The organism is Pareuzebyella sediminis, assembly GCF_008367235.1.
GTDB lineage: Bacteria > Bacteroidota > Bacteroidia > Flavobacteriales > Flavobacteriaceae > Pareuzebyella > Pareuzebyella sediminis.
The window spans coordinates 423,472-438,879 of sequence record NZ_VTZS01000004.1; the positions used below are offsets into that span (position 1 = coordinate 423,472).

At 41.2% G+C, this 15,408-nt stretch carries 12 protein-coding genes; 11 read left to right on the forward strand and 1 reads right to left on the reverse strand.

Features of this window, described 5'->3' with window-relative positions; translation table 11 throughout:
• The first annotated feature begins 100 nt into the window (after positions 1-100).
• From porL to F2B13_RS15945, 4 genes are all read left to right on the forward strand, one after another.
• The gene (porL, locus tag F2B13_RS15930; RefSeq protein ID WP_149304643.1) at positions 101-751 is read left to right on the forward strand and encodes a type IX secretion system motor protein PorL/GldL; all 651 of its coding nucleotides are present in this window, start codon (positions 101-103) and stop codon (positions 749-751) included.
• A 60-nt stretch (positions 752-811) separates the two neighbouring features.
• A complete protein-coding gene (gene porM / locus F2B13_RS15935; RefSeq protein WP_149304644.1) occupies positions 812-2,371 on the forward strand; it encodes a type IX secretion system motor protein PorM/GldM in 1,560 nt (519 codons plus the stop codon).
• A 59-nt stretch (positions 2,372-2,430) separates the two neighbouring features.
• Positions 2,431-3,333, forward strand: coding sequence for a type IX secretion system ring subunit PorN/GldN (gene porN, locus F2B13_RS15940; RefSeq protein WP_149276781.1), 903 nt, complete (start codon positions 2,431-2,433; stop codon positions 3,331-3,333).
• A gap of 172 nt (positions 3,334-3,505) precedes the next feature.
• Positions 3,506-4,558: an NAD(P)/FAD-dependent oxidoreductase gene (locus F2B13_RS15945; RefSeq protein ID WP_149276782.1), complete on the forward strand. Its 1,053-nt coding sequence runs from the start codon at positions 3,506-3,508 to the stop codon at positions 4,556-4,558.
• On the opposite strand, the gene F2B13_RS15950 is transcribed toward F2B13_RS15945, so the two are convergent.
• Positions 4,551-4,937 (reverse strand): DUF983 domain-containing protein, encoded by a 387-nt coding sequence (locus F2B13_RS15950; RefSeq protein WP_149304645.1) that lies wholly within the window; start codon positions 4,935-4,937, stop codon positions 4,551-4,553. The genes F2B13_RS15945 and F2B13_RS15950 overlap by 8 nt on opposite strands.
• Positions 4,938-5,060: 123 nt before the next feature.
• On the opposite strand from F2B13_RS15950, the gene abc-f reads away from it, so the two are divergent.
• The 7 genes from abc-f to F2B13_RS15985 all read left to right on the forward strand — a co-directional run bounded on the left by abc-f (position 5,061) and on the right by F2B13_RS15985 (position 15,408).
• Positions 5,061-6,977, forward strand: coding sequence for a ribosomal protection-like ABC-F family protein (gene abc-f / locus F2B13_RS15955; protein ID WP_149304646.1), 1,917 nt, complete (start codon positions 5,061-5,063; stop codon positions 6,975-6,977).
• Between the two features lie 164 nt (positions 6,978-7,141).
• Positions 7,142-8,017, forward strand: coding sequence for a leucine-rich repeat domain-containing protein (locus tag F2B13_RS15960; protein WP_149276785.1), 876 nt, complete (start codon positions 7,142-7,144; stop codon positions 8,015-8,017).
• A gap of 157 nt (positions 8,018-8,174) precedes the next feature.
• A complete protein-coding gene (locus F2B13_RS15965; RefSeq protein WP_149276786.1) occupies positions 8,175-9,314 on the forward strand; it encodes an efflux RND transporter periplasmic adaptor subunit in 1,140 nt (379 codons plus the stop codon).
• On the forward strand, positions 9,311-12,589 hold the full coding sequence (locus tag F2B13_RS15970; protein ID WP_149276787.1) for an efflux RND transporter permease subunit: 3,279 nt from the start codon (positions 9,311-9,313) through the stop codon (positions 12,587-12,589). The genes F2B13_RS15965 and F2B13_RS15970 overlap by 4 nt, the downstream gene beginning before the upstream one ends.
• 11 nt (positions 12,590-12,600) lie before the next feature.
• Positions 12,601-13,950, forward strand: coding sequence for a TolC family protein (locus tag F2B13_RS15975; protein ID WP_149276788.1), 1,350 nt, complete (start codon positions 12,601-12,603; stop codon positions 13,948-13,950).
• Between the two features lie 117 nt (positions 13,951-14,067).
• Positions 14,068-15,090: a Gfo/Idh/MocA family protein gene (locus F2B13_RS15980; protein ID WP_149276789.1), complete on the forward strand. Its 1,023-nt coding sequence runs from the start codon at positions 14,068-14,070 to the stop codon at positions 15,088-15,090.
• Positions 15,091-15,225: 135 nt separating this feature from the next.
• Positions 15,226-15,408, forward strand: a complete 183-nt coding sequence (locus F2B13_RS15985) for a CPXCG motif-containing cysteine-rich protein (RefSeq protein WP_149276790.1) — start codon at positions 15,226-15,228, stop codon at positions 15,406-15,408.

The window sequence follows — 15,408 nt, forward strand, 5'->3', positions numbered from 1 at the left end:
AATATACTCGATTTCAATGCTTTTCTTGAAATTGGAGAACAAATCAAACAAAAACCAAATACTTATTATTAACATTAAATTTCAAATTAAATCTTAAATTATGGCACAGTCAAAATCAACAAAGAAATTATTTAACATGGCCTATGGCCTTGGTGCGTCGGTCGTAATCATCGGGGCTTTGTTCAAAATACTTCACTGGGAGTTTGGTCCCCTTACAGGTGGTCTTCTTCTTGCTGTAGGTCTTATTACGGAAGCATTAATTTTTGCGATCAGTGCATTCGAACCGGTAGACGACGAATACGATTGGTCTTTGGTATATCCTGAATTGGCCGGTGGTCAGTCGAACGGTAGAAGCAACGAGCTTGCTGAAATTAAGGAAGCCGAAACTTCTTTATCTGCTAAATTAGATGATTTATTGAAAGAAGCTGGTGTGGATGCCAACTTGATGGAAAGCCTTGGGTCTAGCATCCGTAATTTCGAAGGCGCGGCAAAAGGTATTGCCCCAACGGTGGACGCTATGGAGTCTACAAAGAAATATTCCGATGAAATGGTTCAAGCCGCAGCTCAGATGGAATCTTTGAACAGTCTTTATAAAGTACAATTGGAGAGTGCTAGCCGTCAAGCCTCTATCAACGAAGAAGTAGTACAAAATGCAGGTGCCCTTAAGGAACAAATGGCTTCCTTGGCTACCAATCTTTCTTCCTTAAACGGAGTATACGGAGGTATGCTTACCGCTATGAACAGAAACTAATTAGAGAACCGTTAGTTAAAAATCCCAAATCAAATAATTAATCAAATCTAATTAGAAAACATGGCAGGAGGAAAACAAACACCACGTCAGAAGATGATCAACCTAATGTATCTGATCTTCATCGCGATGTTGGCACTGAACATGAGTAAGGAAGTTCTAGCGGCTTTCGGATTGATGAACGAAAAGCTAGAAGCTTCAAATAGCAAGGCTACCGAAAGCAATGAAGCTTTCTTGGCAAGTCTTGAGACAAAAGCATCGGAAGACGCCGCCAAATACCAAAAGGTGTATCAAGATGCCCAGAGAATCAAACAATTATCACAGGAGTACTACGACTATCTCCAAAACCTAAAGGAAGGTATGTTGGAAGATGTGGAAGACCCGCAAGATTATGTGGTCATGGATAAGTCTGATTTTCTGGATCAAAAATTCTTTCAGGGGGATAACCTTACTCCGGAAGGGGAAGAATTTGTTAACCGTATCAATAATTACCGTAGTGAAATTGCAAAAGTACTGCCCGAAAATATGAAAAGTGCAGTAGAGACAAGATTCAGTACTGGCGATGAAAACGGTAAAATTGAAAAACGAGATGGTACCAAGCAAGACTGGATCAATTACAACTATGAAGGCTTTCCTTTAGTAGCCTCTTTGACAAAATTGACCGCTTTGCAGAACGATATCAAGAATACCGAAGAAGATGCCTTGAAAACCATGTTGCAAGGTGAGTTGACGAGTCAGGTATCGCTTTCTAATTTTTCTACATTATTGGAATCTGAAAAGAACGCGTTTTATGCGGGCGACCGATTTCAAGGGGATATTGTATTGGGCAAAACGGACAAATCCGCAAAACCTGTACGCGCCGAGTTGACTTTAGACGGTAGAAAACTATCGGAAGGCAAAGACTATAAACTGAAGGAAGGTGGTGTTGAAATGATGATCGGTGCTGGAAACCCAGGGGATCATGAAATTTCAGGTACCTTGATTTATATGCAAGATGGTGTCGAGACCGAAGTTCCGGTGAAGAATACGTTCTCTACTATCAGCAAACCGAATTCCGCATTGATTGCTGCTGACAAGATGAACGTAGTATACCGAGGTGTGGCCAATCCTATGACCATCTCTATCCCAGGTATTCCCAGTAACAAAGTAAATGCCTCGGCTCCTGGTCTGAAATCCGTTAGTGGTAGTAAGTATATCATGAATCCAGGTACAGGAAGAACGGTAACGATTACTGCTTCAGGAAAATTGCCGGATGGTCAGAGTGTATCTTCCAAGTCTGAATTTAGAATTAAGGATATTCCTCGTCCGGCCGGTACCGTGAGTAAACAAGATGGTACGGTGAAATTACCTAGAGGTAACGTTGAAATCGCGACTATTGGTGCGATGCTTGAGGATTTCGATTTTGATCTGAACCTTGCCGTTAGCGGCTTTAAGTTCAAAGTTCCTGGTCAACCTACCGTAAGTGTCAACGGAGATAAGTTGAACGGTATGGCCAAGAATGCCTTGAAAAGAGCTAAGAGAGGCGATGTAGTTCAAATCTTCGATATCGAAGCTTTCATTACCAACAACAAGAGTTATAAATTGAAGAAAGTATCTCCGGTCGTTGTGGAGATCACAAACTAATAATGAGTTAAAAACCGGGCAACCCTAGGGTTGCCCGGTAATTTTAAAATAATACAAACATGAATTGGAAAAATGTATTACTAATCGGAGCAGTCACATTGTTGCCTGTTTCCCTCATGGCTCAGGCGAATATCTTGAACGCCAAAAAGCCTGAGGAAATCGGTATGAAAACCGAGGCACAAAAAGCTTTGGATAATGATGCTCCCCTAGAGTACGGTTATGTTGATGACCGTGATATTCTTTGGTCAAAAACCGTATGGGAGGTTATCGATTTAGATGAAAGGGTAAATTTTCCTTTGTATTACCCAACCGATACCATTGATATCGGAAATAATAGAAGGTCACTATATGATGTGTTATTAAAAAACATTAAAAACGGCAAGTTGGAAGATGTATACGCGGATTCCTATTTCACCGAAAAAAGGAAGTTCAGCGACCTTACCGCAACCCTGCAAAAAGTCGACACGACCGATTATGGGTATGAGCAAATCAACGCTGGTGAAGAACTATCTCCTGAATATGTTATCAGAAGAAATCTGACGGCAGCCGATATCGAAGAGTATCGCATAAAAGGGATGTGGTATTTCGACAAGCGCCAAGGTGAGCTTAAATATCGATTACTGGGAATTGCCCCTGTTGCTCCCGATGTAAACTTTATTGACGATGAATCAATGGCTCCAGCCGATGCGAAAGTAGAATTGTTCTGGGTCTGGTATCCTGATGCAAGAGAGATTTTACACGAGGCGAAAGTATTTAATCAGCGAAATTCAGCTCAGCCAATATCTTTTGATATGTTGTTGAATGCTAGAAGGTTCGATGCAATTATCTACAGGGAAGACAACGTACACGGAGATCGTGAAGTGAACGACTATATTTCAGATAATGCCTTGTTTCAATTGTTGGAGGCCAACAGGATCAAGGAAACAATTCGCGATCGCGAACAAGATATGTGGGCATATTAACCCAAAGAACATTCCAATTCAAACGTTATTAGACCCGGCTCCCAGCCGGGTCTTTGTTTTTAGAAGCGAAGCTGTAACTTTTAGCGTAGATATCCTATATCATCCTGAAAACCTAAAACATGTTTTCATTTTCTTAAAAGCTGTTATCGCTTTCGTTTAATACCTTTGCCCTATGACAGATTATCTTGTGGTAGGTCTGGGTCTAGCGGGTATATCCTTCTGCGAACAGCTAAAAAAACATAATAGAACATTCAAAGTTCTGAGCGATTCTTCGCAGTCGTCTTCTATGGTGGCTGGTGGACTGTACAATCCGGTAATTCTAAAACGATTTACCTTAGCTTGGAGAGCCAAGGAACAAATGGATTTGGCCGCGATCTTTTATACGCATTTGGAGAAAAAGTTACAAGTTACTATAGATTATAAAGTTCCGGTGTTGAGGAGATTTGCTTCCGTAGAAGAGCAAAATTTATGGTACGAGGCTTTAGATAAACCGAGTTTAGAATATTTTCTATCTCCTAAGATAATACCGAACAAGAACCCCTGCTTAAGCGCTACCCTTGGATTCGGTGAGGTACTCTATACGGGTAGGGTTGATACCTCGCTGCTTATAAGAGCATACAGTAGGTATCTTGCCGATCAAGAAGAATTGGTACCCGAAAGTTTCGACTATAGCCAGTTGGAGATCCAGTCCGATTTTTTTCAATACGGGGGTCATACCTTCAAGAATTTGGTCTTTGCCGAGGGATTCGGTCTAAAGAAAAACCCTTTTTTTAACTACTTGCCCTTGAATGGAACAAAGGGCGAGTTATTGACCATCAAGGCGGAGGGTCTTCAGGAAGATAGGGTCATTAAATCTTCTGTCTTTATAATCCCGCTACAAGATGATATGTACCGTGTTGGGGCGACCTATAATTGGAAGGATAAGGAATCCGAACCTACCGAAAACGGAAAACAAGAATTGCTGAGAAAGCTCAAAACTTTTATAAATTGTGACTTTGAAGTAATGAACCATTCGGCGGGTATAAGGCCAACAGTTGCGGATAGGAGACCCTTGGTAGGCAGACATCCCGAATATAAAAATTTATTCGTGTTAAATGGTTTAGGCTCAAGAGGCGTGTTAATTGCTCCTTATGCTTCGGAACAATTGTACAATCTCATAGAATTCGATCGCTCCTTGAATCCAGAAATGGATATCGCCAGATTTTCGAAAAAATGGATCAAGTAGTAGTGCCCGCCTCGGGGTTGTATTTAATAAATAAGTTGATCCAAATATTTCTTGATAACCTAATAATCACGGGCATGAAGACCACAAGGGTTATTACAATGGCAATAAATGTAGTAACAAGTGAAGTTTCTAACATCACGTAAGCGATAATAAAGGCCGCGACTCCAAAGGCAATACCAACGCCATAACTTACATACATGGCTCCATAAAAGAAGGAAGGCTCGATCTTATATTTTAAACCGCAATGCGAACACCGCTCATGCATTTTGAAGAGCTGGCGTACCTGATAAGGGTTTTTGTCCACATACATAGTTTCGAGTTGGCATTTTGGGCAACTTCCTGTTAAAATGCTGTAAAGTTTGGTTCCTTTTTTTAACATTTGCAGAACTTTGTACAAAAATAGGGGTTTGCTCTTTCTTTATGGTGACGACAATCGAAAAAAGTCATTTTTTCAGCTAAGTTAAGTACCCAATTTCAATAAACACGATTTGAATAACCGCTCATGTTGAACGTTCACAATCTTTCGGTATCCTTCGGTGGCGAATATTTATTCGAGGAAATTTCTTTTCGTCTGAACGGGGGTGACCGCGTTGGGCTCATCGGCAAGAATGGTGCTGGGAAATCGACCTTGCTTAAACTCTTGTCGAGGGACATGGCCTTGGATTCAGGCACCCTATCGGTAGAAAAGAATATCAAAATTGGGTTTTTAAGGCAGGATATTGATTTTGAACAGGGTAGAACTGTTATAGAAGAGGCTTATCAAGCTTTTGAGGAAATAAAGCAACTTGAAGCCAAGCTTGATGAAATCAATCACCAGTTGGCCGAACGTACCGATTATGAAAGTGAGGGATATCATCAGTTGATGGTCGACCTGAGTGATATTACCCATCATTATGAGATTTTGGGAGGATACAATTATCAGGGAGATACCGAAAAAATCTTACTTGGCCTAGGTTTTAAAAGGTCTGATTTTGATAAGAAAACCGATACATTTTCCGGCGGATGGCGCATGCGCATCGAATTGGCCAAACTTCTGCTGCAGAATAACGATGTACTTTTACTCGATGAGCCGACAAATCATCTCGATATTGAGTCGATTATCTGGCTAGAGCAGTTTTTGAAGAACTGTACCGGGGCCGTAGTCATTGTTTCTCACGATAAGATGTTCTTGGATAATGTGACGAATCGTACTATTGAGATTTCGCTGGGCAGAATTTATGATTACAATAAACCGTATTCGAAATTTCTCAAGCTCAGAAATGAAATAAAGGAACAACAACTTAATGCCCAAAAGAATCAGGAAAAGGAGATTCAACAAGCGGAACGACTGATTGAAAAGTTCAGGGCAAAATCCACTAAGGCATCCATGGCGCAATCTCTGATAAAGAAGTTGGATAAAATGGAAAGAATCGAGGTCGACCAAGATGATAATGCAGTAATGAATTTGCGTTTTCCGATTTCCGTAACGCCGGGCAAGGTGGTGGCGGAGATTGAAGAACTTTCTAAAAGTTATGGCGAAAACGAGGTGTTAAAAGATATCAACCTGCTTTTGGAACGCGACAGTAAAACGGCGTTTGTTGGGCAGAACGGTCAGGGTAAGTCGACATTGGCGAAAATAATGGTCGGAGAATTGGAACATCAGGGAAAATTCAAGTTGGGGCATAATGTACAGATCGGTTATTTCGCACAGAACCAAGCGGAATACCTCGATGGCGATAAAACTATTCTTGATACGATGATCGACGCGGCCAATGAAAAGAACAGAAGTAAGGCAAGGGATATTTTAGGCTCATTTTTGTTCCGTGGCGATGAGGTGGAAAAGTACGTGAAAGTGCTTTCAGGAGGTGAACGCAATCGATTGGCCTTGGCAAAGATGTTATTACAGCCCTTTAATGTTTTGGTTATGGACGAACCTACGAACCATCTAGATATTCAATCAAAGCACGTGCTCAAACAGGCTTTACAGAACTTCGATGGCACCTTAGTGGTGGTTTCACATGATCGGGATTTCCTTCAAGGTTTAACCAATAAGGTCTATGAGTTTAAAGATAAAACCATTAAAGAGTATCTCGGAGATATAGACTATTATCTTGATCAGCGAAAGGTCGGGGATTTCCGAGAAATTGAAAAAAACCAACAAAAGCCTGAAAAAATAGCGTTAGACAAACCGGCATCCAATGATTTCAAGAACCAAAAACGCCTTAAATCACTCAAAAATAAGATAGGTACCGTCGAAACTATTGTTTCTAGATTGGAAAAGGAAATAGCTAAAATCGACCATCAGTTACTATTGAATTACGACGAAACTATAGCGGAACCGGGCTTTTTCGATGACTATCAAAAGAAGAAGAAAGATTTGGAAACGCAAATGCAACGATGGGAAGAGCTTACCCTAAAGCTTGAAAAAATTCGGGCTTGAGAAACTAAGACGAGACGTTGAATGTTGCTTACCACAATTTGTAGGGCTTTCACAACAATATGGAACACTTCACCTAGTTTTTTTGTGAGTTATCGAAACATATCATTACTTTGTAGGTAAATTCCTTGATTTTGTGAAATTATTTCACTCTAAACTGATTTTCAATGAGAAAAATTTTATGCTATGTATGGGTTGTTGTATCAGCCAATTTAATGATGGCTGAAATCCCAAAGGCGGAAAGAACCGCCCTTATAGATATCTTTAAAGCTACGAATGGTGATAATTGGACGAATACTTGGGATATCGATGCAGATGTGTCAAACTGGTACGGCGTGAAGGTCGTAAATGACCATGTAACCGAAATCAACCTCTTCAGAAATAACCTTAATGGTATAATTCCTAATAGTATAGGTGCTTTTAAGGAGTTGGAATCCTTAAACTTGGCCTTTAATGGGATTACTGGCGAGTTGCCTACCGAAATCACAGAACTTCCTCGTCTAAGGGTGTTGAAATTGGAAATGAACAGAATTAAAGGGGAGCTACCCGAAAATATCGGAGCGTTGGTAGAATTAGAGGAATTAACGGCCTTCAACAATTTTCTTACGGGAGATATACCGGATACAATAGGTGAAATCAAGGGTTTGAAAGTATTGAATCTGTCGAGCAATAGTCTAAAAGGAAGTATTCCGAAATCCGTTGGTGGGTTAGTGCATCTTGAAAGTCTCGGTCTTTTCGAAAATTCATTGGAAGGGGCAATTCCTGCAGAGATGGGTAATTTGGTTAAGCTCAAAGAGCTCGTTCTTGCCAATAATCAGCTAGGAGGCGAAGTACCTATTGAATTCGGACAGTTGGCGAGTTTAGAGGTTTTTCAAATTCAAAACAACAAGTTCAATTCCGTAAAAAATCTTGAAGCCATGCAGTCGCACGAGTTTTTGGTCTTCGATTACGATCGCGAAGACACCAAAACCGACTTCAGAACTGTTAAATTTAATAAGACTAGAATGGCGGATACAAAATTTGAAGATGATGTTGATAATTAATAGTCAAGATTAGTCTATAAGTTAGTTTGGTTTAAGAAGGATGCGCTTTTGCATCCTTTTTTTCATATACATTTTGCGCTTTAAGATTAATTTAACTTTTGTCACTTAAACTTCGGGTTAGTTTTGTGGTCTAACAATACCTCTCAGCTAATCAAACATGGATAAAAGAAAAGTTATACTTTCCATATTGGGACTTCTATTGATCTTGGCCTCCGTTTTTGCGGCCAAGGCGATTATCGATAGTAAACAATCGTTCAGACCACCACAGGAAAAAATTGTAAAGACCGTCTTTGTAGATACGGTTAAAAATGGCAAAGTACCCATAACGGTCAATGCAAATGGAAACTTAGTGGCCAAACAGCGTATGGAACTTTTTTCGGAGGTACAAGGCGTGTTCAGAAAAGGCCCCAAACTTTTTAAAACGGGCCAACGGTACAGTGCTGGGGAAACGATAATCAATATTGATGCCAGCGAATACAGGGCGAGCGTTCAGTCAGCCAAGAGCAACCTTTTTAATCAAATTACTTCGATAATGCCTGATTTACGTCTCGATTATCCTGAAGTTTTTGATAAATGGCAAAGTTATCTTTCGAACTTTGACATGGCCAATGTGACACCGCCATTACCCGAAATGGAAACCGAGAAAGAAAAATTTTTCATTTCTGGTCGCGGAATCCTGACTTCGTATTATAATGTAAAAAACCTAGAGCAAAGGCTTGCTAAGTACAGAATAGTCGCACCTTATACTGGAGTTTTGACCGAAGCATTGGTGACTGAAGGTACTTTGGTCAGATCGGGTCAGCAATTGGGCGAATTTATCAATGTAGGTATTTATGAGCTTGAGGTAAGTATTCCCAAAACGTATGATGCGCTATTAAAGGTCGGAGAGCCTGTTACTTTGACCAATCTAGGAAGTACAAAGACCTACACCGGGGTGGTCAGCCGTGTCAATGGGAAGGTTGATCAGTCATCGCAAACGGTCAAAACCTATATCGAGGTGGCCGATAGTGATCTTAAAGAGGGCATGTATCTCGAAGCGAAACTGAATGCCAAGGAAGAAGTTGAGGCCATTGAAATTAATCGTTCCCTACTTCTTGACAATAATCAAATCTTTGTGGTTCGCGATTCGGTCCTAGACGTCATTGATGTGAAGCCGGTTTACTTTTCCGATAAGAAAGTGGTTCTCAAAGAAGTTCCTGATGGTATGACCATTATATCAAAGCCTGTAGTGGGAGCTTATGTGGGAATGTTGGTAAAGGTTTTTGGTGAAGAGAAAACCATAACTCAGGTAGAATGAAAAATCTCATTTCCTATTTCATAAAGTACCATGTAGCGGTTGATGTGGTTATTATAGCATTCTTCGCTTTTGGTATTGCCGGCGCGCTTTCATTGAAGTCTTCATATTTTCCATTGATAGATTCCAAGAACATCTCCATAAACATTACCTACCCCGGGGCTTCACCCCAAGAAGTTGAAGAGGGTATCGTACTTAAGATCGAAGATAACTTAAAGGGATTGGAGGGAATTGATCGGGTTACTTCTACGGCCCGCGAGAATAGTGGTATTATCAATGTCGAGATAGAGAAGGGGCGAGATATCGATTTCATGCTGTTGGAGGTGAAGAATGCAGTTGACCGTGTACCTTCTTTTCCAACGGGTATGGAACCCCTGGTCGTGTCAAAACAAGAGGCTATTCGTCAGACAATAAGTTTTGCGATAAGCGGTGAGAATGTACCCCTGGGCACCTTAAAACAAATCGGGAGACAGGTTGAAAATGAACTTAGAACGATAGATGGTATCTCTCAAATCAGTATGACGGGTTATCCGCAGGAGGAAATAGAGATTGCCGTTAATGAAAACAACCTTTTGGCCTACAACGTATCGTTCAACGAAGTGGCCCAAGCGGTAGCGAACGCCAATATCTTGGTTACCGGAGGAAATATCAAAACCGATGCCGAAGAGTATTTGATCCGGGCCAACAATCGCTCCTATTATGGCGATGAGCTTTCCAATCTTATTATAAGGGCAGACCCCTCTGGCCAATCGATACGATTAAAAGACGTGGCCATTCTTCGAGACCGTTTTGCAGAATCTCCTAATGCATCCTATTTCAATGGGAACCTGGCAGTAAATGCCTCGATTACCAGTACCAATACGGAAGATTTAATTGGTTCGGCTACCAAGGTCAAGGAATATATAGAAGACTTCAATCAAAAGCATAATAATATAAAGCTGGATGTAATAAGCGACCAGTCTAAAACCTTGACGCAGCGTACCGAACTTTTAACTGAAAATGCCATCGTTGGGATGATTTTAGTCCTTATTTTTCTTTCTCTCTTCTTGAATACCAGATTGGCATTTTGGGTGGCTTTTGGTTTGCCCATCTCTTTTTTGGGGATGTTCGTTTTCGCCGGTTTTTTCGATGTGACTATCAATGTGCTTTCGCTATTCGGCATGATTATCGTTATCGGAATTTTGGTCGATGACGGGATTGTTATTGCTGAAAACATATACCAACATTACGAGAAAGGAAAGACACCGGTGCAAGCTGCCATTGATGGCACTATGGAAGTTATTCCGCCTATTGTATCGGCAATCATCACCACTGTACTTGCTTTTTCGATCTTTCTATTTCTAGATGGACGAATCGGTGAGTTCTTCGGCGAAGTTTCGGTTATTGTAATTTTAACTTTGGTGGTATCCCTTATTGAGGCCATGATTATATTGCCGGCCCACCTTGCCCATTCAAAAGCCCTTCAGCCTATTTCGAAGAAACCAAAAAAAGGAATTGCCAAGGCGTTTGCCAAATTGAGGGTTATAAATGAAATGGGTGATAGGTTCATGGCATGGATGCGTGATAATTTATATAGTCCGAGCTTACGTTTCGCACTTCGTTATAAGGTTTTGACATTCGCCTTCTTCGTTATGGCGCTATTTCTTACTCTAGGTGCTATAGGAGGGGGCGTCGTGCGTACCGCCTTTTTTCCGAGAATTGCAAGTGACAGGGTATCCGTAGAACTACTAATGCCGAACGGTACCAATGAAAAGGTTACAGATTCCATAATAGGCCTCATAGCGGAGAAATCAAATATTGTGAATAAGGAACTCACCGACCAATATATGAAGGGTACGGGTAAGGAAGTTTTTGAAAATACGATTGTAAATATCGGTCCTGGTTCTTCTGCGGCAACATTGGTCATTAATTTATTGCCCGGGGAGGAGCGACCTGATGCCATACGATCCGATGTAGTGACCAATCGATTACAAGAGTTGGTGGGCCCAGTCGTCGGGGTCGAAAGCTTGATTTATGGGTCGGGAGGTAATTTTGGGGGGAGTCCGGTTTCGGTTTCACTTCTAGGAAATAATATTCAAGAATTAAAAGCGGCCAAATCGGAACTGAAAGCGATTTTAGAAAACAACGCCCTTTTGAAAGATGTGGCAGACAATGATCCGGCCGGTATCAAGGAAATACGATTGGAACTCAAAGAAAATGCGTACTTGCTGGGGCTGGATTTACGATCCGTAATGAACCAAGTTCGGGCTGGATTCTTCGGTACACAGGCACAACGCTTCCAGCGGGGGCAAGATGAAATCAGGGTTTGGGTGCGCTATGATCGTGAAAACCGTTCTTCAATTACCGATTTGGATGAGATGCGAATCGCTACTCCAAACGGAAGTAAGGTTCCATTGAATGAAATAGCGGATTATACTATAGAGAGGGGAGATGTAGCTATCAACCACTTGGAAGGCCAACGGGAAATTCAGGTTTCGGCCGATATTAAAGATGATAAGACCACTAGTGCTACCGATATAATGGCTGAAATACGGTCTGATATAATGCCCGATATCCAATCTAAATATCCGACAGTTTCGGCCTCATATGAAGGTCAAAATAGGGAGGCCAACAAATTGACCGATTCACTCAGGTTTGTCGGTTTGTCGGTGTTGTTATTAATTTATATAACAATCGCCTTTACGTTCCGTAGTTTCAGTCAGCCGCTATTATTGATTTTATTGGTGCCTTTTAGTTTGACGGCGGTCGCATGGGGTCATTGGTTGCACGGTTTTCCTGTCAATATATTGTCAATGTTAGGTATTATTGCCTTGATCGGTATTATGGTCAATGATGGGCTGGTGCTGATCAGTAAGTTTAACGGGAACTTGCGTGACGGAATGAAATTTGATGAGGCCATCTACGATGCGGGCCGTTCAAGATTCAGAGCGATTTTTTTGACCTCTATTACCACAATTGCTGGTCTGGCTCCTTTATTATTGGAAAAAAGTAGACAAGCACAGTTCTTAAAACCGATGGCTATCTCGATTGCGTACGGAATAGCATTCGCCACAATTTTGACCTTATTGATGTTGCCTCTGTTCTTGGCTTTCAGTAATAAAATGAAAGTCGGAAAAAAATGGCTGGCTACGGGAGATACTATTACCAAGGAAGAGGTAGAGCGAGCTATCAAAGAGCAAAAAGAGGAAGAAAACATGAAACAGGGTGCCCTTCATTCCATGAATGGATTTTCCAAAACTAACATTGAAACTCCTAAGGCTTTAGAGGGCAAAGAATAGAGAATTTTGTAATGAATAGAATTTATACGATTACCTGTCTGTTTCTTATGGCATCTGGTGTACTCTTTGCACAAGAAGAGATTTTGTCAAAGCAGGAAGCGGCGAAATTGGCACTTGAGAATAATTTCGGAATTAAAGTAGCCCTGAACGAAGTCGAAATTGCCGAAAATAATGCAAGTGTTTTAAATTCCGGATACCTGCCCACGGTAACTGCGACGGCAGGGGCGAATTATAACCGCGATGATGCCACAATCGAGTTTCCTGGGCAGTTCAATGAAGACGGTACCCCTAGGGCCGACTTTGAGATAAATCAGGCAGAAGCGCAACGGTATAATTCAGGGGTGAACGTAAATTACACCCTATTTGACGGTTTAGGACGCTTATACAATTACAAACGCCTAAAAGAACAGTATCAGTTAAGTGAATTACAGGCTAGGGAAACTATTGAAAATACCCTGTTGCAACTATTTAGTGTTTATTTTGAAGTGGCTCGACTTACCGAAAACGAGAATGTGCTACAGCAAGCACTTGAAATTTCAACCCAACGGATTACAAGGGCGGAATATGCTTTTGAATATGGCCAGAATACCAAGTTGGATATTTTGAATGCACAGGTAGATGTTACTAACGACAGTATCAACCTATTGAACACCAAACAACAGTTGGCCAACGCCAAAAGAGATTTGAACGTGGTTTTGAATCAAGACCTGAACAGCACCTTCGAGGTAGACACCTTAATACAGTTTATACCGAGATTGAAATTAGATGAACTCATAGCCCAGGCCGAAGATAATAACGTAGCCATATTACAGACAAAAAGAAACTTGGCCATCAACGCTTACGACATTAAAGTAAATAAATCGGGCTATTTGCCCACCATAGGTCTAACCGGATCGTACGGGTGGAACTTGAACCAAAGTGCGGCCTCGGCCTTCTTTCCAGGTACTAATAATCAGACTTGGAATTTTGGACTCGGTGCCAACTTAACCTGGAACCTGTTTGATGGAGGGGGAACTAGCGTTCGCGTTAAAAATTCGAAAATTGCCTTCGAAAACCAGGAACTTTTGCAAGATCAGATTGCGCTTGAGGTAGCGAGGGATATAAAAAATGCCTTGGAAATCTATGAAAATCGTTTAAATATTTTCGTGATTCAAGAACAGAATGTATTAACAAACCACAATAATTTTGAACGCTCTAGGGAACAATTCCAGCTGGGCCGAATTACTTCGATAGAGTTTCGGCAGGCCCAAATCAACCTCCTCAACGCACAAACCAATAAGAATTTGGCAAAGTATGACGCAAAGTTGGCCGAACTTCAATTGCTACAGTTGACAGGGCAATTATTGAATGTTAATCTATAATTTGTGGCTTTTATATAGGGAGCCAGGTATTCCAATATTAAAAATGGACTAAGTGAGGTAAGGTCTCTTGCAGATCAAAGATTTTCTTCGTACTATGCTATCCTAAAAATTTAGACTATGTCAAAAATAGGTGTTGGAATAATTGGTACAGGTTCGATTGTCAATACCTATAAAAAATGTATCGAGGAACTTAACGATGTATCCCTTGTTGCACTCTATACCAAGTCTTCTCAACGAATAGAAGAAGCCGAAGCTGAATTTGGTGTTCGCGTTTTGGCTGATTTGGAGGAGTTCATGGCCATTGAAGAAATCGACCTCGTTTGTGTCTGCAATGAAAGTGGTCGGCATGGAGACGCAATTAAAGCCGCCGCCAAGGTGGGCAAGCATGTGCTTTGTGAAAAACCACTGGAGGTTACTACCGAAAAAATTGACGAACTACTTGAGTTTTCCGAAAAACAGGGTATAAAGCTTGGCTGTGTATTACAAAATAGATGTAGCGAGGCCTATCGAATTGTTGAAAATACCGTAAAATCGGGTAAGTTGGGTAAACTTCTCATGGGTAATGCACATATCAACTGGTATCGACCCCAAGATTATTATGCACATAGTGATTGGAGAGGTACGCTCGAATATGACGGTGGAGCTGCTTTGATGAATCAAGGCATTCATACTATCGATCTATTGATCAACTTGATGGGTGATGTAAAGTCGGTTTTTGGTAGTGTTCGCACTTTGATTCATGATATAGAGGGAGAAGACGTAGGCATAGGCCTGCTTCATTTCGAGAACGGTGCGATCGGTTCGATTACAGGAGGAACTGCCTTATACCCGGGATACCCTGAAAAAGTCGAGATATACGGGGAAAAAGGAAGTATTTTAATGGAAGGAGGAACGATAAAACAGTGGAATGTCAAAGAGGTTCCTGCTCCAAATTTCGATGTGGATAAAAATGACGGTAGTGGTTCCTCCGATCCTACGGCCATTGGTCATCAACATCATAAGGCCGTTATTACCGATATGATCGAGGCGATAGATGATATGCACCCCCCGATGGTAGAGGGGAAGGAGGCGCGAAAGGCAGTGGCAGTGATTACGGCTATATATAAATCATCCGAAAATGAAAAAATGATATATCTCTAACCGGTCGAAATCTATGGAAGACACCTATCGAAACGAAGCCACAGACCTCTTTGTCTTTACTTCCGTTTCAAATTGAACAAGTCTTTAGGTTTAAGCCACTAATCCAAGCCGGGCTTTTGTTATTTATTTCTGAAAATGTACGAACACTTCTTTCAATGCCCCTATTGCTGGGAAGAAATATCCATGCTTCTAGATCCCTCTGTTTACAGGCAGACTTATGTGGAAGACTGTGAAGTGTGTTGTAACCCCATTGAAATCACCCCAGAATTCTCTAATAATGAATTGGTTGCTTTCGAGGTGCGAAGTATTGAGCAATAG

What these genes read in the sequence shown, in the direction of transcription:
- porL (WP_149304643.1), top strand. Translation starts at nt 101, where the DNA reads ATGGCACAGTCAAAATCAACAAAGAAATTATTTAACATGGCCTATGGC.
- porM (WP_149304644.1), top strand. Translation starts at nt 812, where the DNA reads ATGGCAGGAGGAAAACAAACACCACGTCAGAAGATGATCAACCTAATG.
- porN (WP_149276781.1), top strand. Translation starts at nt 2,431, where the DNA reads ATGAATTGGAAAAATGTATTACTAATCGGAGCAGTCACATTGTTGCCT.
- F2B13_RS15945 (WP_149276782.1), top strand. Translation starts at nt 3,506, where the DNA reads ATGACAGATTATCTTGTGGTAGGTCTGGGTCTAGCGGGTATATCCTTC.
- F2B13_RS15950 (WP_149304645.1), bottom strand. Translation starts at nt 4,937, where the DNA reads ATGTTAAAAAAAGGAACCAAACTTTACAGCATTTTAACAGGAAGTTGC.
- abc-f (WP_149304646.1), top strand. Translation starts at nt 5,061, where the DNA reads ATGTTGAACGTTCACAATCTTTCGGTATCCTTCGGTGGCGAATATTTA.
- F2B13_RS15960 (WP_149276785.1), top strand. Translation starts at nt 7,142, where the DNA reads ATGAGAAAAATTTTATGCTATGTATGGGTTGTTGTATCAGCCAATTTA.
- F2B13_RS15965 (WP_149276786.1), top strand. Translation starts at nt 8,175, where the DNA reads ATGGATAAAAGAAAAGTTATACTTTCCATATTGGGACTTCTATTGATC.
- F2B13_RS15970 (WP_149276787.1), top strand. Translation starts at nt 9,311, where the DNA reads ATGAAAAATCTCATTTCCTATTTCATAAAGTACCATGTAGCGGTTGAT.
- F2B13_RS15975 (WP_149276788.1), top strand. Translation starts at nt 12,601, where the DNA reads ATGAATAGAATTTATACGATTACCTGTCTGTTTCTTATGGCATCTGGT.
- F2B13_RS15980 (WP_149276789.1), top strand. Translation starts at nt 14,068, where the DNA reads ATGTCAAAAATAGGTGTTGGAATAATTGGTACAGGTTCGATTGTCAAT.
- F2B13_RS15985 (WP_149276790.1), top strand. Translation starts at nt 15,226, where the DNA reads ATGTACGAACACTTCTTTCAATGCCCCTATTGCTGGGAAGAAATATCC.